Origin of the sequence: Microbacterium sp. AG157, assembly GCF_003385695.1 — a bacterium.
In the GTDB taxonomy this organism is placed as follows: Bacteria; Actinomycetota; Actinomycetes; order Actinomycetales; family Microbacteriaceae; genus Microbacterium; species Microbacterium testaceum.
Window position 1 is genome coordinate 454,983 of sequence record NZ_QRDK01000001.1, and the last position, 14,197, is coordinate 469,179.

The 14,197-nt window shown below is 69.2% G+C and carries 13 protein-coding genes; 6 read left to right on the forward strand and 7 right to left on the reverse strand.

Going from position 1 to position 14,197, the window contains the following annotated elements:
- Nucleotides 1-3 precede the first annotated feature (3 nt).
- A complete protein-coding gene (locus tag DEU35_RS02255) occupies nucleotides 4-246 on the reverse strand; it encodes a zf-HC2 domain-containing protein (protein WP_103210048.1) in 243 nt (80 codons plus the stop codon).
- On the reverse strand, nucleotides 243-869 hold the full coding sequence (locus DEU35_RS02260) for a sigma-70 family RNA polymerase sigma factor (RefSeq protein WP_103210834.1): 627 nt from the start codon (nucleotides 867-869) through the stop codon (nucleotides 243-245). The genes DEU35_RS02255 and DEU35_RS02260 overlap by 4 nt, the downstream gene beginning before the upstream one ends.
- Nucleotides 870-958: 89 nt before the next feature.
- Between DEU35_RS02260 and aroA the strand changes: the two genes are divergently transcribed.
- Genes aroA through bcp form a run of 3 tightly spaced genes read left to right on the forward strand, consistent with a single transcriptional unit; the run spans nucleotide 959 to nucleotide 3,845 of the window.
- Nucleotides 959-2,296 (forward strand): 3-phosphoshikimate 1-carboxyvinyltransferase, encoded by a 1,338-nt coding sequence (gene aroA, locus DEU35_RS02265; protein WP_116238482.1) that lies wholly within the window; start codon nucleotides 959-961, stop codon nucleotides 2,294-2,296.
- 14 nt (nucleotides 2,297-2,310) lie between these two features.
- Nucleotides 2,311-3,375 carry a ribosome small subunit-dependent GTPase A gene (gene rsgA / locus DEU35_RS02270; protein ID WP_116238483.1) on the forward strand — a complete coding sequence of 355 codons (1,065 nt, stop codon included), beginning with the start codon at nucleotides 2,311-2,313 and terminating at the stop codon, nucleotides 3,373-3,375.
- Entirely contained in the window at nucleotides 3,372-3,845 is a 474-nt protein-coding gene (gene bcp, locus DEU35_RS02275; protein ID WP_103210042.1) for a thioredoxin-dependent thiol peroxidase, read from the forward strand. Before rsgA ends, bcp begins: the two co-directional genes overlap by 4 nt.
- A 65-nt stretch (nucleotides 3,846-3,910) precedes the next feature.
- Here the strand turns inward: bcp and DEU35_RS02280 are convergent, their stop codons facing one another.
- Nucleotides 3,911-4,291: a histidine kinase gene (locus tag DEU35_RS02280; RefSeq protein WP_116238484.1), complete on the reverse strand. Its 381-nt coding sequence runs from the start codon at nucleotides 4,289-4,291 to the stop codon at nucleotides 3,911-3,913.
- 213 nt (nucleotides 4,292-4,504) lie between these two features.
- On the opposite strand from DEU35_RS02280, the gene DEU35_RS02285 reads away from it, so the two are divergent.
- A complete protein-coding gene (locus tag DEU35_RS02285) occupies nucleotides 4,505-4,753 on the forward strand; it encodes a WhiB family transcriptional regulator (RefSeq protein WP_013583608.1) in 249 nt (82 codons plus the stop codon).
- Nucleotides 4,754-4,981: 228 nt separating this feature from the next.
- On the opposite strand, the gene DEU35_RS02290 is transcribed toward DEU35_RS02285, so the two are convergent.
- Entirely contained in the window at nucleotides 4,982-6,478 is a 1,497-nt protein-coding gene (locus DEU35_RS02290) for a sensor histidine kinase (protein ID WP_115915631.1), read from the reverse strand.
- Nucleotides 6,479-7,147: 669 nt separating this feature from the next.
- Here DEU35_RS02290 and DEU35_RS02300 point away from each other — a divergent pair.
- Nucleotides 7,148-7,582: an Rv3235 family protein gene (locus tag DEU35_RS02300; protein ID WP_220340830.1), complete on the forward strand. Its 435-nt coding sequence runs from the start codon at nucleotides 7,148-7,150 to the stop codon at nucleotides 7,580-7,582.
- Between the two features lie 160 nt (nucleotides 7,583-7,742).
- Here DEU35_RS02300 and DEU35_RS02305 read toward each other — a convergent pair whose 3' ends face one another.
- Both DEU35_RS02305 and secA read right to left on the reverse strand, forming a co-directional pair.
- The gene (locus DEU35_RS02305; protein WP_116238485.1) at nucleotides 7,743-8,969 is read right to left on the reverse strand and encodes a pyridoxal phosphate-dependent aminotransferase; all 1,227 of its coding nucleotides are present in this window, start codon (nucleotides 8,967-8,969) and stop codon (nucleotides 7,743-7,745) included.
- A gap of 149 nt (nucleotides 8,970-9,118) precedes the next feature.
- A complete protein-coding gene (gene secA, locus DEU35_RS02310; RefSeq protein ID WP_116238486.1) occupies nucleotides 9,119-11,914 on the reverse strand; it encodes a preprotein translocase subunit SecA in 2,796 nt (931 codons plus the stop codon).
- Nucleotides 11,915-12,098: 184 nt separating this feature from the next.
- Here secA and DEU35_RS02315 point away from each other — a divergent pair, with 184 nt between their 5' ends.
- On the forward strand, nucleotides 12,099-13,406 hold the full coding sequence (locus tag DEU35_RS02315; RefSeq protein ID WP_103211058.1) for a hypothetical protein: 1,308 nt from the start codon (nucleotides 12,099-12,101) through the stop codon (nucleotides 13,404-13,406).
- Nucleotides 13,407-13,484: 78 nt separating this feature from the next.
- On the opposite strand, the gene hpf is transcribed toward DEU35_RS02315, so the two are convergent.
- Nucleotides 13,485-14,147, reverse strand: a complete 663-nt coding sequence (gene hpf / locus DEU35_RS02320; protein WP_116238487.1) for a ribosome hibernation-promoting factor, HPF/YfiA family — start codon at nucleotides 14,145-14,147, stop codon at nucleotides 13,485-13,487.
- Between the last annotated feature and the right edge of the window lie 50 nt (nucleotides 14,148-14,197).

The following is a 14,197-nucleotide window of genomic DNA, read 5'->3' on the forward strand; positions in this document are numbered from 1 at the left end:
CCGTCAGTGCGTCGCCTGGATGGCGCGAAGGCGCGAGAGCACCTGATCGCGGAGTTCGTCGGGGGCCGTCTCTTTGCACGCACGGGCGACCACCTCGGTCAGCGTGCGCGCTACGAGAGCCTCGTCCTGGCATCCGGGGCAATTCTCGAGGTGCTCGCGGATGTCGTTCTGCTGGGTCTTGCACACCTCGTTGCGGAGGTATTCCTCAAGGTCGCGTCGCGCCTTGTCGCAGCCGCAGTCACTCATTTCGTCTCTCCCGTCGCGGCCTGGATGCCGCGCTCCTTGGCGTAATCCGACAGCAGGTCGCGCAGCAGCCGCCGGCCGCGGTGCAGACGGCTCATGACCGTGCCGATCGGGGTTTTCATGATGTCGGCGATCTCCTGGTAGGCGAATCCCTCGACGTCGGCGAGGTACACCGCCATCCGGAAATCCTCGGGGATCGACTGCAGCGCGTCCTTCACGACGGATGCGGGCATGTGGTCGATCGCTTCGGCCTCGGCCGAACGGGCGCTGCTCGCGGTGGTCGACTCGGCCCCGCCGAGCTGCCAGTCCTCGAGGTCGTCGATCGCACTCTGATACGGCTCGCGCTGCTTCTTGCGATACGTGTTGATGTACGTATTCGTGAGGATGCGGTACAGCCACGCCTTGAGGTTGGTCCCCTGCGTGAACGTCGCCCACGAGCCGAAGGCCTTCACGAAGGTCTCCTGCACCAGGTCGGCCGCGTCGGCCGGATTGCGCGTCATGCGCATGGCTGCGGCGTACAGCTGGTCCATGAAGGGCAGGGCCTGCTCTTCGAACTGTGCGCGGGGCTCCGCCTGCGGGCCGGCGTCTGCGGTGTCGTTCATCGCGCGCCAGTCTACGTCGAGCATGTCGACGGCCCCCGGGGCAGCCCCCGGCAGACGGTCGCGTTCGAGAAGTGCGGTCACGTGTCGTTCCCCTTTCAGTAGGGTAGGAACCGATGTCTCCCCTCGGGTATTCCCCTTCCGCCGCCACCCCCCGCGGTGAGTGGAACGCGCCTGTCTTCGACGCTCCCCTGGATGCCACGGTCACCGTCCCGGGGTCGAAGTCGCTGACCAATCGCGAGCTGATCCTCGCCGCCATCGCCGACGGCCCCGGCACGGTGCACGGCCCCCTGCACTCCGACGACTCCGCGCGCATGGTCGACGCGTTGCGCGTGCTCGGCGTCGGGATCGACGAGATCGACACCGGCTCCCCCTTCGGCCCCGACCTGCTGGTCACTCCCCCGACCTTTTTTGCGGGCGACGGCACGATCGACTGCGGCCAGGCGGGAACCGTCATGCGATTCATCGCCCCGGTGGCCGGCTTCGCCCGGGGCGACGTGCACGTCACTGCCCACGAGAGCGCGCTGCACCGCCCGATGGGGGCGATGATCCGCGCCCTGCGCGACGTCGGCGTCGACATCGACGACGGGGGCCACTGGGCGCTCCCGTTCTCCGTCCGCGGGCACGGCCACGTGCGGGGCGGCGAGGTCGAGATCGACGCGAGCCAGTCGAGTCAGTTCGTCTCGGGCCTCTTGCTCGCGGCGGCGCGTTTCGACGTCGGACTCCACCTCCGCCACGTCGGGTCGCGCCTGCCGAGCATCCCGCACATCGATATGACGGTCGAGGCCCTCGCCCACCGTGCCGTGCACGTGGAGCGTCCTGCTCCGGGCGAGTGGGTCGTTCCGGCAGGACCCGTCCGCGCGAAAGACGTGGCGATCGAGCCCGATCTCTCCAACGCCTCCCCGTTCCTCGCGGCAGCAATGGTCACGGGCGGCTCCGTCACTGTCACGGGCTGGCCCCTGCACAGCACGCAGCCGGGAGCCCTCCTCGTCGACATCCTCGCCGAGATGGGGGCGCGCGTCAGCCGTCGCGCCGGCGCCCTCACCGTGGCCGCCGGTGACGCCGGCATCCTGGGCGTCGACCTCGACCTGTCTGCGGCGGGCGAACTGGCCCCCACTCTCTTCGGTCTCGCCGCCTTCGCGGACGGACCGACCACGCTGCACGGCATCGGCCACATCCGCGGGCACGAGACCGACCGCATCGCGGCCCTCGTCGGCAACCTGCGTTCGCTCGGCGGCGAGGCGCACGAGCTCGACGACGGCATCCGCATCGTCCCGCGGCCGCTCAGCGGCGGCGAGTGGAAGGCGCACCACGACCACCGCCTGGCCACCACCGGCGCCCTCATCGGTCTGCGCGTGCCCGGCGTGCGCATCGACGACATCGGCACGACCGCCAAGACCCTCCCCCAGTTCGCGGGCCTGTGGCAGACGATGCTCGACGACTCGCGCCCGTGAACGAGGACTGACGCGTGAGCTGGCTCGACAGTCCCGACGACGACGAAGACGACCTCCGATACGACGAGTCGTCCATCCGGGTGCGTCCCAACCCGAAGGCCAACAGGCCCCGCACCAAGCGACGCCCCGCCCACGCCGACGCGCAGATCGCCCGAGTGCTCGGCGTCGATCGCGGCCGGTACACGGTCCTCGTCGACGAAGACGGACCCGAGGAGCGCCGGGTCCTGGCCACCCGCGCCCGCGAGCTCCGGAAGCAGCCCATCGTCAACGGCGACCGCGCCCGTGTGGTCGGCGACCTCTCGGGCGACGAAGGAACGCTCGGACGCATCATCGGCCTCGAGGAGCGCACCTCCCTGCTGCGCCGCAGCGCCGACGACACCGACCAGGTCGAACGCGTCATCGTCGCCAATGCCGACCAGATGCTCGTCGTGGTCGCTGCAGCCGACCCCGAACCCCGCGCCCGTCTCGTCGACCGCTATCTGGTCGCGGCGCTGGATGCCGGCATCCGTCCCCTGCTCGTCGTCACGAAGACCGACCTGGCCGACCCGACCGCGTTCCTCGCGCACTTCGTGGGGCTCGACCTGCGGGTGTTCACGAGCGCCCAGGGCGAGATGCCCCTCGACGAGATCGGCGAGGCGCTCATCGGCCACTCGACCGTGTTCGTCGGGCACTCCGGCGTCGGCAAGTCGACGCTGGTCAACGCGCTCACGGGCTCGGAGCGGGCGATCGGGCACGTCAACACCGTCACCGGTCGGGGCCGTCACACCTCGTCGTCGGCGGTCTCGCTGCGCTACCGCGGCCGCGGCGGCTCGGGCTGGGTCATCGACACCCCGGGCGTGAGATCGTTCGGACTGGGACACGTCGACCCCGCGCACGTGCTCGGCGCCTTCACCGATCTCGCCGAGGTCGCCGAAGAGTGCCCGCGGGGGTGCACGCACCTGCCCGATGCACCCGACTGCGCGATCATCGAGGCGGTGGAGGCCGGACGCCTGGGACCCGGAGCCGCCGCCCGGCTCGACTCGCTGCAGCGCCTGCTGACGACGTTCCAGGGCATCGAGCGTTCTAGGCTGGAGGGGTGACGAACCTCGAAAAGGGCGATAACGCCCCCGACTTCACCCTCCTCGACCAGGACGAACACCCCGTCTCTCTGGGCGACTTCCGCGGCCGCCGCGTGATCCTGTATTTCTACCCCGCGGCCCAGACGCCGGGATGCACCACCCAGGCCTGCGACTTCCGCGACAGCCTGGCCTCGCTGCAGGGCGCCGGCTACACGGTGCTCGGTATCTCGCGCGACCTGCCCGAGAAGCTGCGCGCTTTCCGCGACAGCGACGGACTGACCTTCCCGCTCCTCAGCGACGCCGACCACGCCGTCCACGAGGCCTACGGGGCGTGGGGCGAGAAGCAGAACTACGGCAAGACGGTCACCGGCGTGCTGCGCTCGACGTTCGTCGTCGACGAGGACGGCAAGATCGTCGAGGCGATGTACAACGTCAAGGCCACCGGCCACGTGGCGCGTCTGCGCAAGACCCTGGGTCTCGCCGCCGCCTGATCTCCGGATGCCACGACCCCGCCCCGCGACAGCGTCGGCGGGGTCTTCGCGCTGGGGCGACGGGGTCAGTCGCCGTCGCGACGGCGCGGAGCCGACGCGCGTACCGCCAGCACGAGCAGGACGAGGCCGATGACCGCGGGGACCGCGATGAGCACGGCGATCCCGGGAGACGCCCACTCACCCGTCACCGCTCCGATGGCCACCGACAGGATGAGCAGCTGCGTCACGATCCCGCCCGATCGTCCGGCCGAGACGTCCCGCGCGGTCGCGACACCGAACGCGCCGACGATGGCCGCGCCGATCACGGTGAGCACGATGAGGGCGATCGAGCTGACGGCGGAGTCGGTGTCTCCACCGATGAGGGCAACCGTCTGCCAGCCCGCCAGGGCCAGGATGCCGACGCTTTCGAGCCCCAGGAGTGCGGCGGCCGCAAGGCGAATCGGCATCCGGAAACCCTCCCCGACAGGCGCACCTGCGCCGTTACGATCTGGAAACCTGCCGGTTACCTCTTGATCAGGCGGAATCGCTATGGGAGCATGGAACAAGCCGTGTGCTCCCACAGCGAAGTGGGGCGAGCAATCGCTCGCGTTCCCACCAGGGTACCGGACCCGAATGCCGGTGCCGAATCGACCACTTTTTCTGTTACAAGGAGCACCCCCATGGATTGGCGCGACAAAGCAGCCTGCCTGACCGTCGACCCCGAACTGTTCTTCCCGGTCGGCAACACCGGCCCCGCGGTCGACCAGATCGAGAAGGCCAAGTCGGTCTGCGCTCGCTGCACCGTCACCGAGGTCTGCCTGCAGTACGCCCTCGAGTCCGGCCAGGACTCGGGCGTCTGGGGCGGTCTGAGCGAAGACGAGCGCCGCGCGCTCAAGCGTCGCGCCGCCCGCGCCCGCCGCGCCTCCTGACGACCGCCTTCGCGCGAGGAGCCCGCTCCCCTCGGGGGCGGGCTTCTTCCGTTCGCGGGGACTCCGCCGCCTCGTCGCGCAGTCGCTCGTGGATGTGCGCCGGCCCCGCCCAACGGCATCCGGTAGCTGCGAGGACCGCGTCGTTCCGCGGGGGTCGCGACCGCTGAGGCTCTCGCGCACGCGGCAGCGGAGATTCCGAACCGGCGGGTGCCGGACGGCGACCGCGCGTCAGGCCGCGGAGCCGCCGATGTAGCGCAGGGGGATCTCGATCGTGACCTCGGTGCCGCTGCCCATCAGCGTGTGCCAGTCGATGGTGCCACCGAGCTCGCCCTGGATGAGCGTGCGGACGATCTGCGTGCCCAGGCCCCGGCCCACCTGCCCCTCCGGCAGGCCCACGCCCGTGTCGCGGACGCTGACCTCGAGCATCTCGCCGCTGCGCTCGGCCGCGATCTCGACGTCTCCCTCTTGGCCGGCCAAACCGTGCTCGACGGCATTGGTCACGAGCTCGGTGAGGGCCAGGGCCAAAGGCGTGGCGAACTGGCTGGGCAGCGTTCCGAACTTGCCCGTGGTGCGTGTGCGCGCACGGGTGTTGGGGGCGGCGGCGACTTCCGCCACGAGCTTGAGCACGCGCGCGAAGACATCGTCGAAGTCGACGTTCTGCGCGAGCCCTTCGGAGAGGGTGTCGTGCACCACGGCGATCGCCGAGACACGGCGCATGGCTTGGGTGAGCGCGTCGCGCGCCTCGTCGGAGTGCGTGCGGCGGGCCTGGATGCGCAGCAGCGAGGCGACCGTCTGCAGGTTGTTCTTGACGCGGTGGTGGATCTCGCGGATCGTCGCGTCCTTGGTAATGAGTTCCTGCTCCTGGTGGCGGATCTCGGTCACGTCGCGACTCAGCACGATCGCGCCGATGCGCGTGCCGCGGTCGCGCAGCGGGATCGTGCGCAACGAGACCTGCACGCCGCGCGCCTCCATGTCGGCACGCCAGGGAGCGCGTCCGCTCACGACGACGGGAAGGGACTCGTCGACGTCCTGGCGCTTGGCCGGGAGGATGCGCGCGGTCACCTCGGCGAGCGACTCACCCTCGAGCTCGTCGTCGAAGCCCATGCGGTTGAACGCCGAGAGCGCGTTCGGGCTCGCGAAGGTGGTGATGCCGTCCACGTCGAGACGGATGAGTCCGTCAGAGGCGCGGGGAGCCCCGCGCCGGGGGGCGGTCGGGGCCGAGAGGTCGGGGAACTCGGCCGAGGCGATCATGCCGAAGACGTCGTCGGCGCAGTCGTTGAAGGTGATCTGTTGCCGCGAGGGGGTCCGCGTCTCGCCGAGATTGGTGTGGCGGGTCAGCACGCCCACGGTCGTCACCGCGTGGCCCTCGCGCGAGAGCTCGCGCACGATCGGCACCGCGCGCACGCGCGTGGGCGTCTCTTCGAACCAATCGGGGGATGCCGAGTCGACGATGCGGCCGCTCTGGAAGGCCTCTCGCACCTGGGTACGCCACTGCGGACGGACGCGGTCGCCGACGATGTCGCGGTAGAAGAGCGTCGCCGCTCCCCCGGGCCGCGTGTGGGCGACGGCGACGAACGAGTCGTCGGGAGTGGGGACCCAGATGACGATGTCGGCGAACGCAAGGTCGGCGAGCAGCTGCCCGTCGCCCGCGAGCCGGTGCAGCCACTCGACGTCCGCCTCGCTGGAGCGGCCCTGGGCGTAGACGAGTTCGCTGAGTGTCGACACCCCTCCACCCTAGGGGAGCCCCCGCGGTGAACCTCCGCGGGGGGTGCCGCCGTGGGCCGCCGCCGTGGGCGCGGTCAGGACGAAACGGGTGAGAGCACGGGTGAAATCCGACGCGGCTCAGAGGGTTAAGGGGATCCTCGGCGGTCCATTCGCGCCCAGACGCTGGGCAGGTTCTCTGCCCCTCGGCCCCGCGACAGCGGTGGGGAGGTGAGTCGTCCCTGTCCCCAGGACGGTGGACATCGTGATCTCGTGGCGGAGAAGGACTCACCCAGAGGGCGATTCGCGAGTCCGGAGGCCGTCGGACGGATGCTCGGGATCACACGACCGGACGTTCGCGCCCTGGTCCCGGGCGGGCGACTCCGGGGCGTTCCGATCGGCTCACCCCCGCGGTGGCGGATCGACCACGGCAGCGTCGACCGGTATCTCGACGAGCAGACCGAGCTCGTGCGCCGGGCGGCTCTGCGGCAGCAATCCCCCGAGGCCACCTTCCGGAGGGGTGGGGGCGCGGCGCGATCCGCCGCGACGCCTGATCACCCGCTCCTCCCGAGCCTCACCCCGCAGGCAAACAATCCACGGACACAGCGGATACCTCGGCGCGTGTGCGTGTGCCCGCCTACTGTCGGCGTCATCCCCGCCCCGCTGGACGAACGACCGACAGATTGAGGATCCATGCCCGACGCAGCCCGGCGACGCGAGATCGCACGACATGAGCAGCACACCGAGCGCTTTCCGAGCGCCTTCGAGAAGAATCCGTCCTCAGAGAGCCCCTCGCCCATCGAGGTGTTCGTCGGCAACATGGTGCGCGGCGTCCTCGAGGTGGTCGCCGGTGTTCGAGACCCGGAGCAGCTGGCCCGGTGGATGTCGGAAGAGGTGTACCGCACCCTTCTCACGCGCACGAGCCTCGCGGCGCGAGCGCGCAGCGCCCGACGCGTCCAGGTCTACCGGGTCATGCACGAGATCCGAAGCGTTCGCCTCTCCTCTCCGCGCGACGGCGCCATCGAAGCGACCGTCGTCGTATCGGGCCGCATGCGCACGCGAGCGGTGGCCCTGCGCCTCGAATCGATCGAACGACGCTGGCGCATCACGGCGCTCAGTCTGCTGTGACGGACATCAGCGTGAACGGCGTCCGCCGACGCGAGGTTCTCCGCCTCTCCCCCGACGGACGGGCGCACGTTGTCCACCCCGGTCGCGCGGCCGGGCGACCTCCTGATCGACGGCTTCTCCCGTCGCCGGAGGGAACCGTCGAGGCGGTCGGGCACGCGCCTCAGGGCCTCCAGGACACGAGGAAGTTACCCAGGCGCTCGATCGCATCGCTGATCACGCGGGCCTCGGGCAGCGTCACGATGCGCACGTGGTCGGTCGCGGGCCAGTTGAAGCCCGACCCCTGTACGAGCAGCACGTGCTCGGCGAGCAGGAAGTCGCGCACGAACTTGCCGTCGTCGGGAATCTCGTACACCTCGGGGTCGAAGCGCGGGAACGCGTAGAGCGCACCCCTCGGCATGACGCACGAGACCCCGGGGATGGCTTCGAGGCCCTGCCACGCGGCATCCCTCTGCTCGTGAAGACGACCCGTCGGGGCGATGAGCGCGTCGATCGACTGCACCCCCGAGAGCGCCGCCTGAACCGCGAACTGCGCCGGCACGTTCGGGCACAAGCGCGTGGATGCCAAGAGATTGATGCCGTGCAGGAAGCCCTGCGCGTGCTCTTTCGGACCGGTGATCGCCAACCAGCCGGAGCGGTAGCCGGCGACGCGATAGGTCTTCGAGAGGCCGTTGAAGGTCAGGCAGAGCAGGTCGGGGGCGACGGTGGCCATCGGGATGTGTACCGCGTCGTCGAAGAGGATGCGGTCGTAGATCTCGTCGGCCAGCAGCAGTAGCGAGTGCTCGCGGGCGATGTCGGCGATGCCCTCGAGGATCTCACGCGAGTACACCGCGCCCGTGGGGTTGTTCGGGTTGATGACGACGATCGCCTTGGTGCGGGGCGTGACCTTGGAGCGGATGTCTTCGAGGTCGGGCTGCCACTCGCGCTGCTCGTCGCAGAGGTAGTGAACGGGCGTGCCGCCGCCCAGGCTCGTCATCGCCGTCCACAGCGGGTAATCGGGAGCCGGGATGAGCACCTCGTCGCCCTCGTCGAGCAGGGCCTGCATCGTCATCGTGATCAGCTCGGACACACCGTTGCCCAGGAACACATGGTCGGGGTCGAGGTGCGGGAAATCGGGCTCCTGCTCGTAGCGCGACACGACCGCGCGCCGAGCCGACAGGATGCCGCGGCTGTCGCTATAGCCGTGGGCGCTCGGGACGGAGGCGATCATGTCGCGCACGATCTGGTGCGGCGCCTCGAAACCGAAGATCGCCGGGTTACCGGTGTTGAGCTTGAGGATCGCGTGTCCCTCGGCCTCGAGTCGATCGGCCTCGACGAGGGCCTCCCCGCGGATCTCGTACAGGACGTCCTTCAGCTTGGAAGACTGGTCGAGGGGGCGCAGCGGGCTCATCGGTTCAGGATATCCCCGCACGCGTCCGGCCAATCGACACCGCGTGGCCCCCTCGACGCCGCGTCTCGCGCCCCTCGGAACGCCGCGGAGCACCCCCGAAAGAGCGGATGCCGCGCCCCCGACCTCGGGGCGCGGCATCCGGTCTGCGCTTACTTCTTCTTGGCGGCGCGACGGTCGGCGCGGTTGCTCGCGGCCGGCTCGTCGGCCGGGGCCACACGCTGACCGAAGGCTCCGCGGGCGGCGGGAGCCTGCTCGGCGGCGGGCTCGGCCTGCTGCTCGGCCTGACGGAGACGGTTGGTCGCCGCCTGCTGGACCTGGCCGCGGTCGTTGCGGACCTCGACCTCTCCCGCGTCGTTCGCGGCGGAGTACTCCAGGCGCTGGGTCTCGACGGGCGTCGGGGCCAGCCCCTTGGCCTCGACCTGCGCCTCGTCGCCCTCGACCTTGCGCACCTCGACTTCGAGGTTGTAAAGGAAGCCGACGGACTCCTCCTTGATCTGCCCCATCATCGACTGGAACATCTGGTAGCCCTCGCGCTGGTACTCGATGAGCGGGTCGCGCTGGGCCATGGCGCGCAGGCCGATGCCGTCCTTGAGGTAGTCCATCTCGTAGAGGTGCTCGCGCCAGCGGCGGTCGAGCACCTGCAGGACGACGCGACGCTCGAGTTCGCGCAGTGCCTGCTCACCGAGGGCCTTCTCGCGGTTCTCGTACGCGATGCGGGCGTCGGAGATGATCTCGCGCTTCAGTCCCTCGGGCGTGATGCGCCCCTTGTTGCCACCCGCCTCTGCCACGACCTCGTCGATCGTGACGCTGACGGGGTACATGGTCTTCAGCTCGGTCCACAGGGCGTCGAAGTCCCACGATTCGGTGTGACCCGAGCCGGTGTGGTCGTCGATGACGGCGGTGATCGCGTCTTCGATGAAGTGCTGGACGCGGTCGGCGATGTCGTCGCCCTGGAGCATGTGACGACGGTCGGCGTAGATCGCCTCGCGCTGACGGTTGAGGACGTCGTCGTACTTCAGGACGTTCTTGCGCATCTCGGCGTTGCGCGACTCGACCTGCGACTGCGCGCTCTTGATCGCGCGCGAGACCAGACCCGACTCGATCGCGACGTCGTCGGGGAAGTTCGTGCGGGCGAGGATCGCCTCGGCGGCGCCGGACTGGAACAGACGCATGAGGTCGTCGGTCAGCGACAGATAGAAGCGGCTCTCGCCGGGGTCGCCCTGACGGCCCGAACGACCGCGCAGCTGATTGTCGATGCGGCGCGACTCGTGGCGCTCGGTACCGAGCACGTACAGGCCACCCGCCTCGACGACCTTGGCGGCCTCTTCGGCCACGGTGTCGCGCATGCTCTGGTACACGCTGTCCCACTCGGACTCATAGGCCTCGGGGGTCTCGACCGGGTCGAGGTTCTTCGCCTTCATCTCCTGCACGGCGAGGAACTCGGCATTTCCGCCGAGCATGATGTCGGTGCCGCGACCGGCCATGTTGGTGGCGACGGTGACGGCGCCCAGGCGACCGGCGCGCGCGACGATCTCGGCCTCGCGAGCGTGGTTCTTGGCGTTGAGCACCTCGTGGCGGATGCCCTTCTTGGCCAGCAGACGCGAGAGGTACTCGCTCTTCTCGACGCTCGTGGTGCCGACGAGAACGGGCTGACCCTTCTCGTGCCGCTCGACGATGTCTTCGACGACCTGCGCGAACTTCGCCGTCTCGTTCTTGTAGACGAGGTCGGACTGGTCTTTACGGATCATCGGCTTGTTCGTCGGGATGGGCACCACGCCGAGCTTGTACGTCGACATGAACTCGGCGGCCTCGGTCTCGGCGGTACCGGTCATGCCCGAGAGCTTGTCGTACAGGCGGAAGTAGTTCTGCAGCGTGACCGTGGCGAGTGTCTGGTTCTCGGCCTTGACCGGTACGCCCTCCTTGGCCTCGATCGCCTGGTGGATGCCCTCGTTGTAGCGGCGACCCACCAGGATGCGACCGGTGTGCTCGTCGACGATCATGACCTCGTCGTTCATGACGACGTAGTCGGTGTCGCGCTTGAACAGGGCGATCGCCTTGATCGAGTTGTTGAGGAACGAGATGAGCGGGGTGTTCGCCGACTCGTAGAGGTTGTCGATGCCGAGGTAGTCCTCGACCTTCTCGATACCGGGCTCGAGGACACCGATCGTGCGCTTCTTCTCGTCGACCTCGTAGTCGACGCCGGCCTCGAGGGTGCGGGCGAGCTTCGCGAACTCCGCGAACCAGCGGTTGGCTTCACCGGATGCCGGGCCCGAGATGATCAGCGGGGTGCGAGCCTCGTCGATGAGGATCGAGTCGACCTCGTCGACAATGGCGTAGAAGTGGCCGCGCTGCACGAGGTCTTCTTTGCGCCAGGCCATGTTGTCACGCAGGTAGTCGAAGCCGAACTCGTTGTTCGTTCCGTAGCTGATGTCGGCCTCGTACTGCTCGCGGCGCACCTCGGGGGTTTGACCTGCGACGACCGTTCCCGTCGTCATGCCGAGGGCGCGGTAGACGCGACCCATGAGCTCCGACTGGTAGCTCGCGAGGAAGTCGTTGACCGTGATGACGTGCACGCCCTGACCGGCGATCGCGTTGAGGTAGGCCGGAAGCGCCGCGGTGAGCGTCTTTCCCTCACCGGTCTTCATCTCGGCGATGTTGCCGAGGTGAAGTGCCGCGCCGCCCATGATCTGCACGTCGTAGGGGCGCTGACCGAGCGTACGCTTGGCGGCCTCGCGGACGGCCGCGAACGCCTCGGGCATGAGCTGGTCGAGCGTCTCGCCGGCTTCGTAGCGGGCACGCAGTTCGACGGTCTCGTTGCGCAGCTCGTCGTCGGTGAGCTGCTCGTAGTCCTCTTCGAGCGCTCCGGTCGCCTTCACGACGCCCTGCAGTCGGCGCAGGATGCGGCCCTCTCCGGCGCGCAGCAGTTTCTCGAGCGGATTGGCCACGAAGCATCTCCATCTGTCGGGTGCGGCGCCCGCATGGACGCCGGCCTGCGAACAGGCATACATCGCCCATGTTATCCGTGTTACCCGTTCGTGACCTGCGAGGAGGCCACAATCCGAAAGCGGCGGAGCGCGCCCCCAGCGAACACGCGGCGACGGGAGGGAAAGCGACGCCTAGGATCGAGCCATGGCCGGTTTCTGGGGCAAGAGGAAGCGCGAAGAACAGGACGCGGCGGATGCCGATCTGGCACGCCGGGCGGAGCTTGCGATCGTCGCCGCCGACGAGCGCGTCCGCTTGACCTCCGACGAGCTCGACTTCGCCCGCGCCGAGCTCGGCGACAAGGCCACGGAAGACCTCGCGGCGGCCCTCGAGTCCGTGCGCACCCACCTCGCAGAGGCGTTCCAGCTGCACCAGCTGAACCACGACGAGATCCCCGACACGAAAGAAGAGCTGCGCACGCGTAATGCGCGCATCATCCAACTCTCGGAGTGGGCCGAAGACCTCCTCGAGGAGCGCACCCAGGTGCTGCAGCCCAAGATCGACGCCGTGCGCCGCGCCCCCGAGACACTGGCGCGCGTGCGGGCCGACCGCGACCGGCTCGCCCAGCGCATCCCCAACGCCCGTGAGGTCGTCGATCGACTCTCGCGCCGCTACAGCGATTCGGCCCTCTCGCAGATCGGCGGCAATCCCGAAGAGATCGAGCAGCTCCTCGACTTCGCGGTGCACACCGCGTCCGTCTCCGAGCGCCGCCGTGAGGCGGGCCAGCGCGAGCAGGCCTCCGTCGCCCTCGAGGCCGCCACCGAGGCGGTGCGCCGGGCGGAATCGCTTCTGGATGCCGTGGACACCTTCGAGATCGAAGCGCTTCGCGCCGAGTCGACTCTCGCCGCCGTCGTCGACGACTCGCGCAACGACCTCATCGAGGCGCGGATGGGTGCGCAGACACCGGCCGTGGTCCAGGCGATGGCCACACTGCAGCAGGCGTTGACCGCCCTCCCCGCTTCGGGATCCCGCAGCGATCCGTTCCAGGCGCTGTCGTCGCTGCGCCAGGCGAACGCGGATCTCGACCTCGCGCGCGAGCGAGCGGCCCGCCCCGTTCCCTCCCAGGATCAGGTGGAGCACGCGATCGACGACGCCGACCGTCAGCTCGCCGTCGCGCGCGGGCTCATCACCGGGCATCGCGGGTGGATCGGAGCCGATGCGCGCACGCGCTTCGTCGAAGCCGAGCGCCTGCGCGCGGGCCTGCCGCTGGGACCCGTACCCGAGGACCAGCGCGAGACGGCACTGGCCACCGCCCGACGCGCCGGTGCCCTGGCCTCCGAGGCCCTCCAGATCGCCCAGCGCGACATCGAGCAGTCCCGCCCGAACGACTGGGGCAACGATGGCCGGGGCGGCGGTTACGGCCGCGGAGGCGGTATGGGTGGCGGCAACATGGTCGGCGGCATGCTCGGGGGTCTGGTCATCGGTTCGCTGCTCGGCGACATCTTCGACGGCTGACCCGGCGCGTTCGCCCCCGCCCCACCCGCGTGACGAAGCCCTCGGCCATTCGGCCGAGGGCTTCGTGATGTTCTCAGGTCAGGATGCGATCTCCACGACCGGCGACGCCTGGGTCGCGAGAGCGATCACACCGTAGTCCCACCCCTTGCGGCGATAGACGACGCTCGGGTGATCGGTGCGGGCGTCGATGAAGAGGAAGAAGTCGTGACCGACGAGCTCCATGCGGTCGACGGCGTCTTCGACCGTCATCCATTCGGCGCCGAACTCCTTCTGTCGGATGACGACGGGGGTGTAGTCCTCTTCTTCGGCGGAATTCTCTTGCACGGGGACCGACCCGGTGGCGACGGCGCGAAGCACCTCGACGGACGCGGGCTCCACGTCGATGCCCGAGAGTTCTCCGGTGCCCTTCTCGAACTTCGCCCCGCGAGGGTGGTTGCGCGCATCGATGCGCTTGTCCTTCGCGCGACGCACCTGCTCGGAGATCTTGTCGACCGCGAGGTCGAGGGCCGCGAACTTGTCGGTGTCGGTGGCCTCCGCGCGGACGACCGGACCCTTGCCGTCGAGCGTGAGCTCGACCGTGTCGTCCTCCAGACGACCGTTGCGGTAGGAGCGATGAGTCACCTTGACCTCGAGCGCTTGAGCGCGAGGCGCGAGGTGCTCGATGCGGCTGACCTTCTCTTCGACGACCGAGCGGAAACGATCGGTGATACCGACTCCCACTCCGACGATGTTGGTGTCCATCAGTGACCTCCTTGTTCCGGGTTCCGCCCGGTCTAAGGGCGGAACATCCG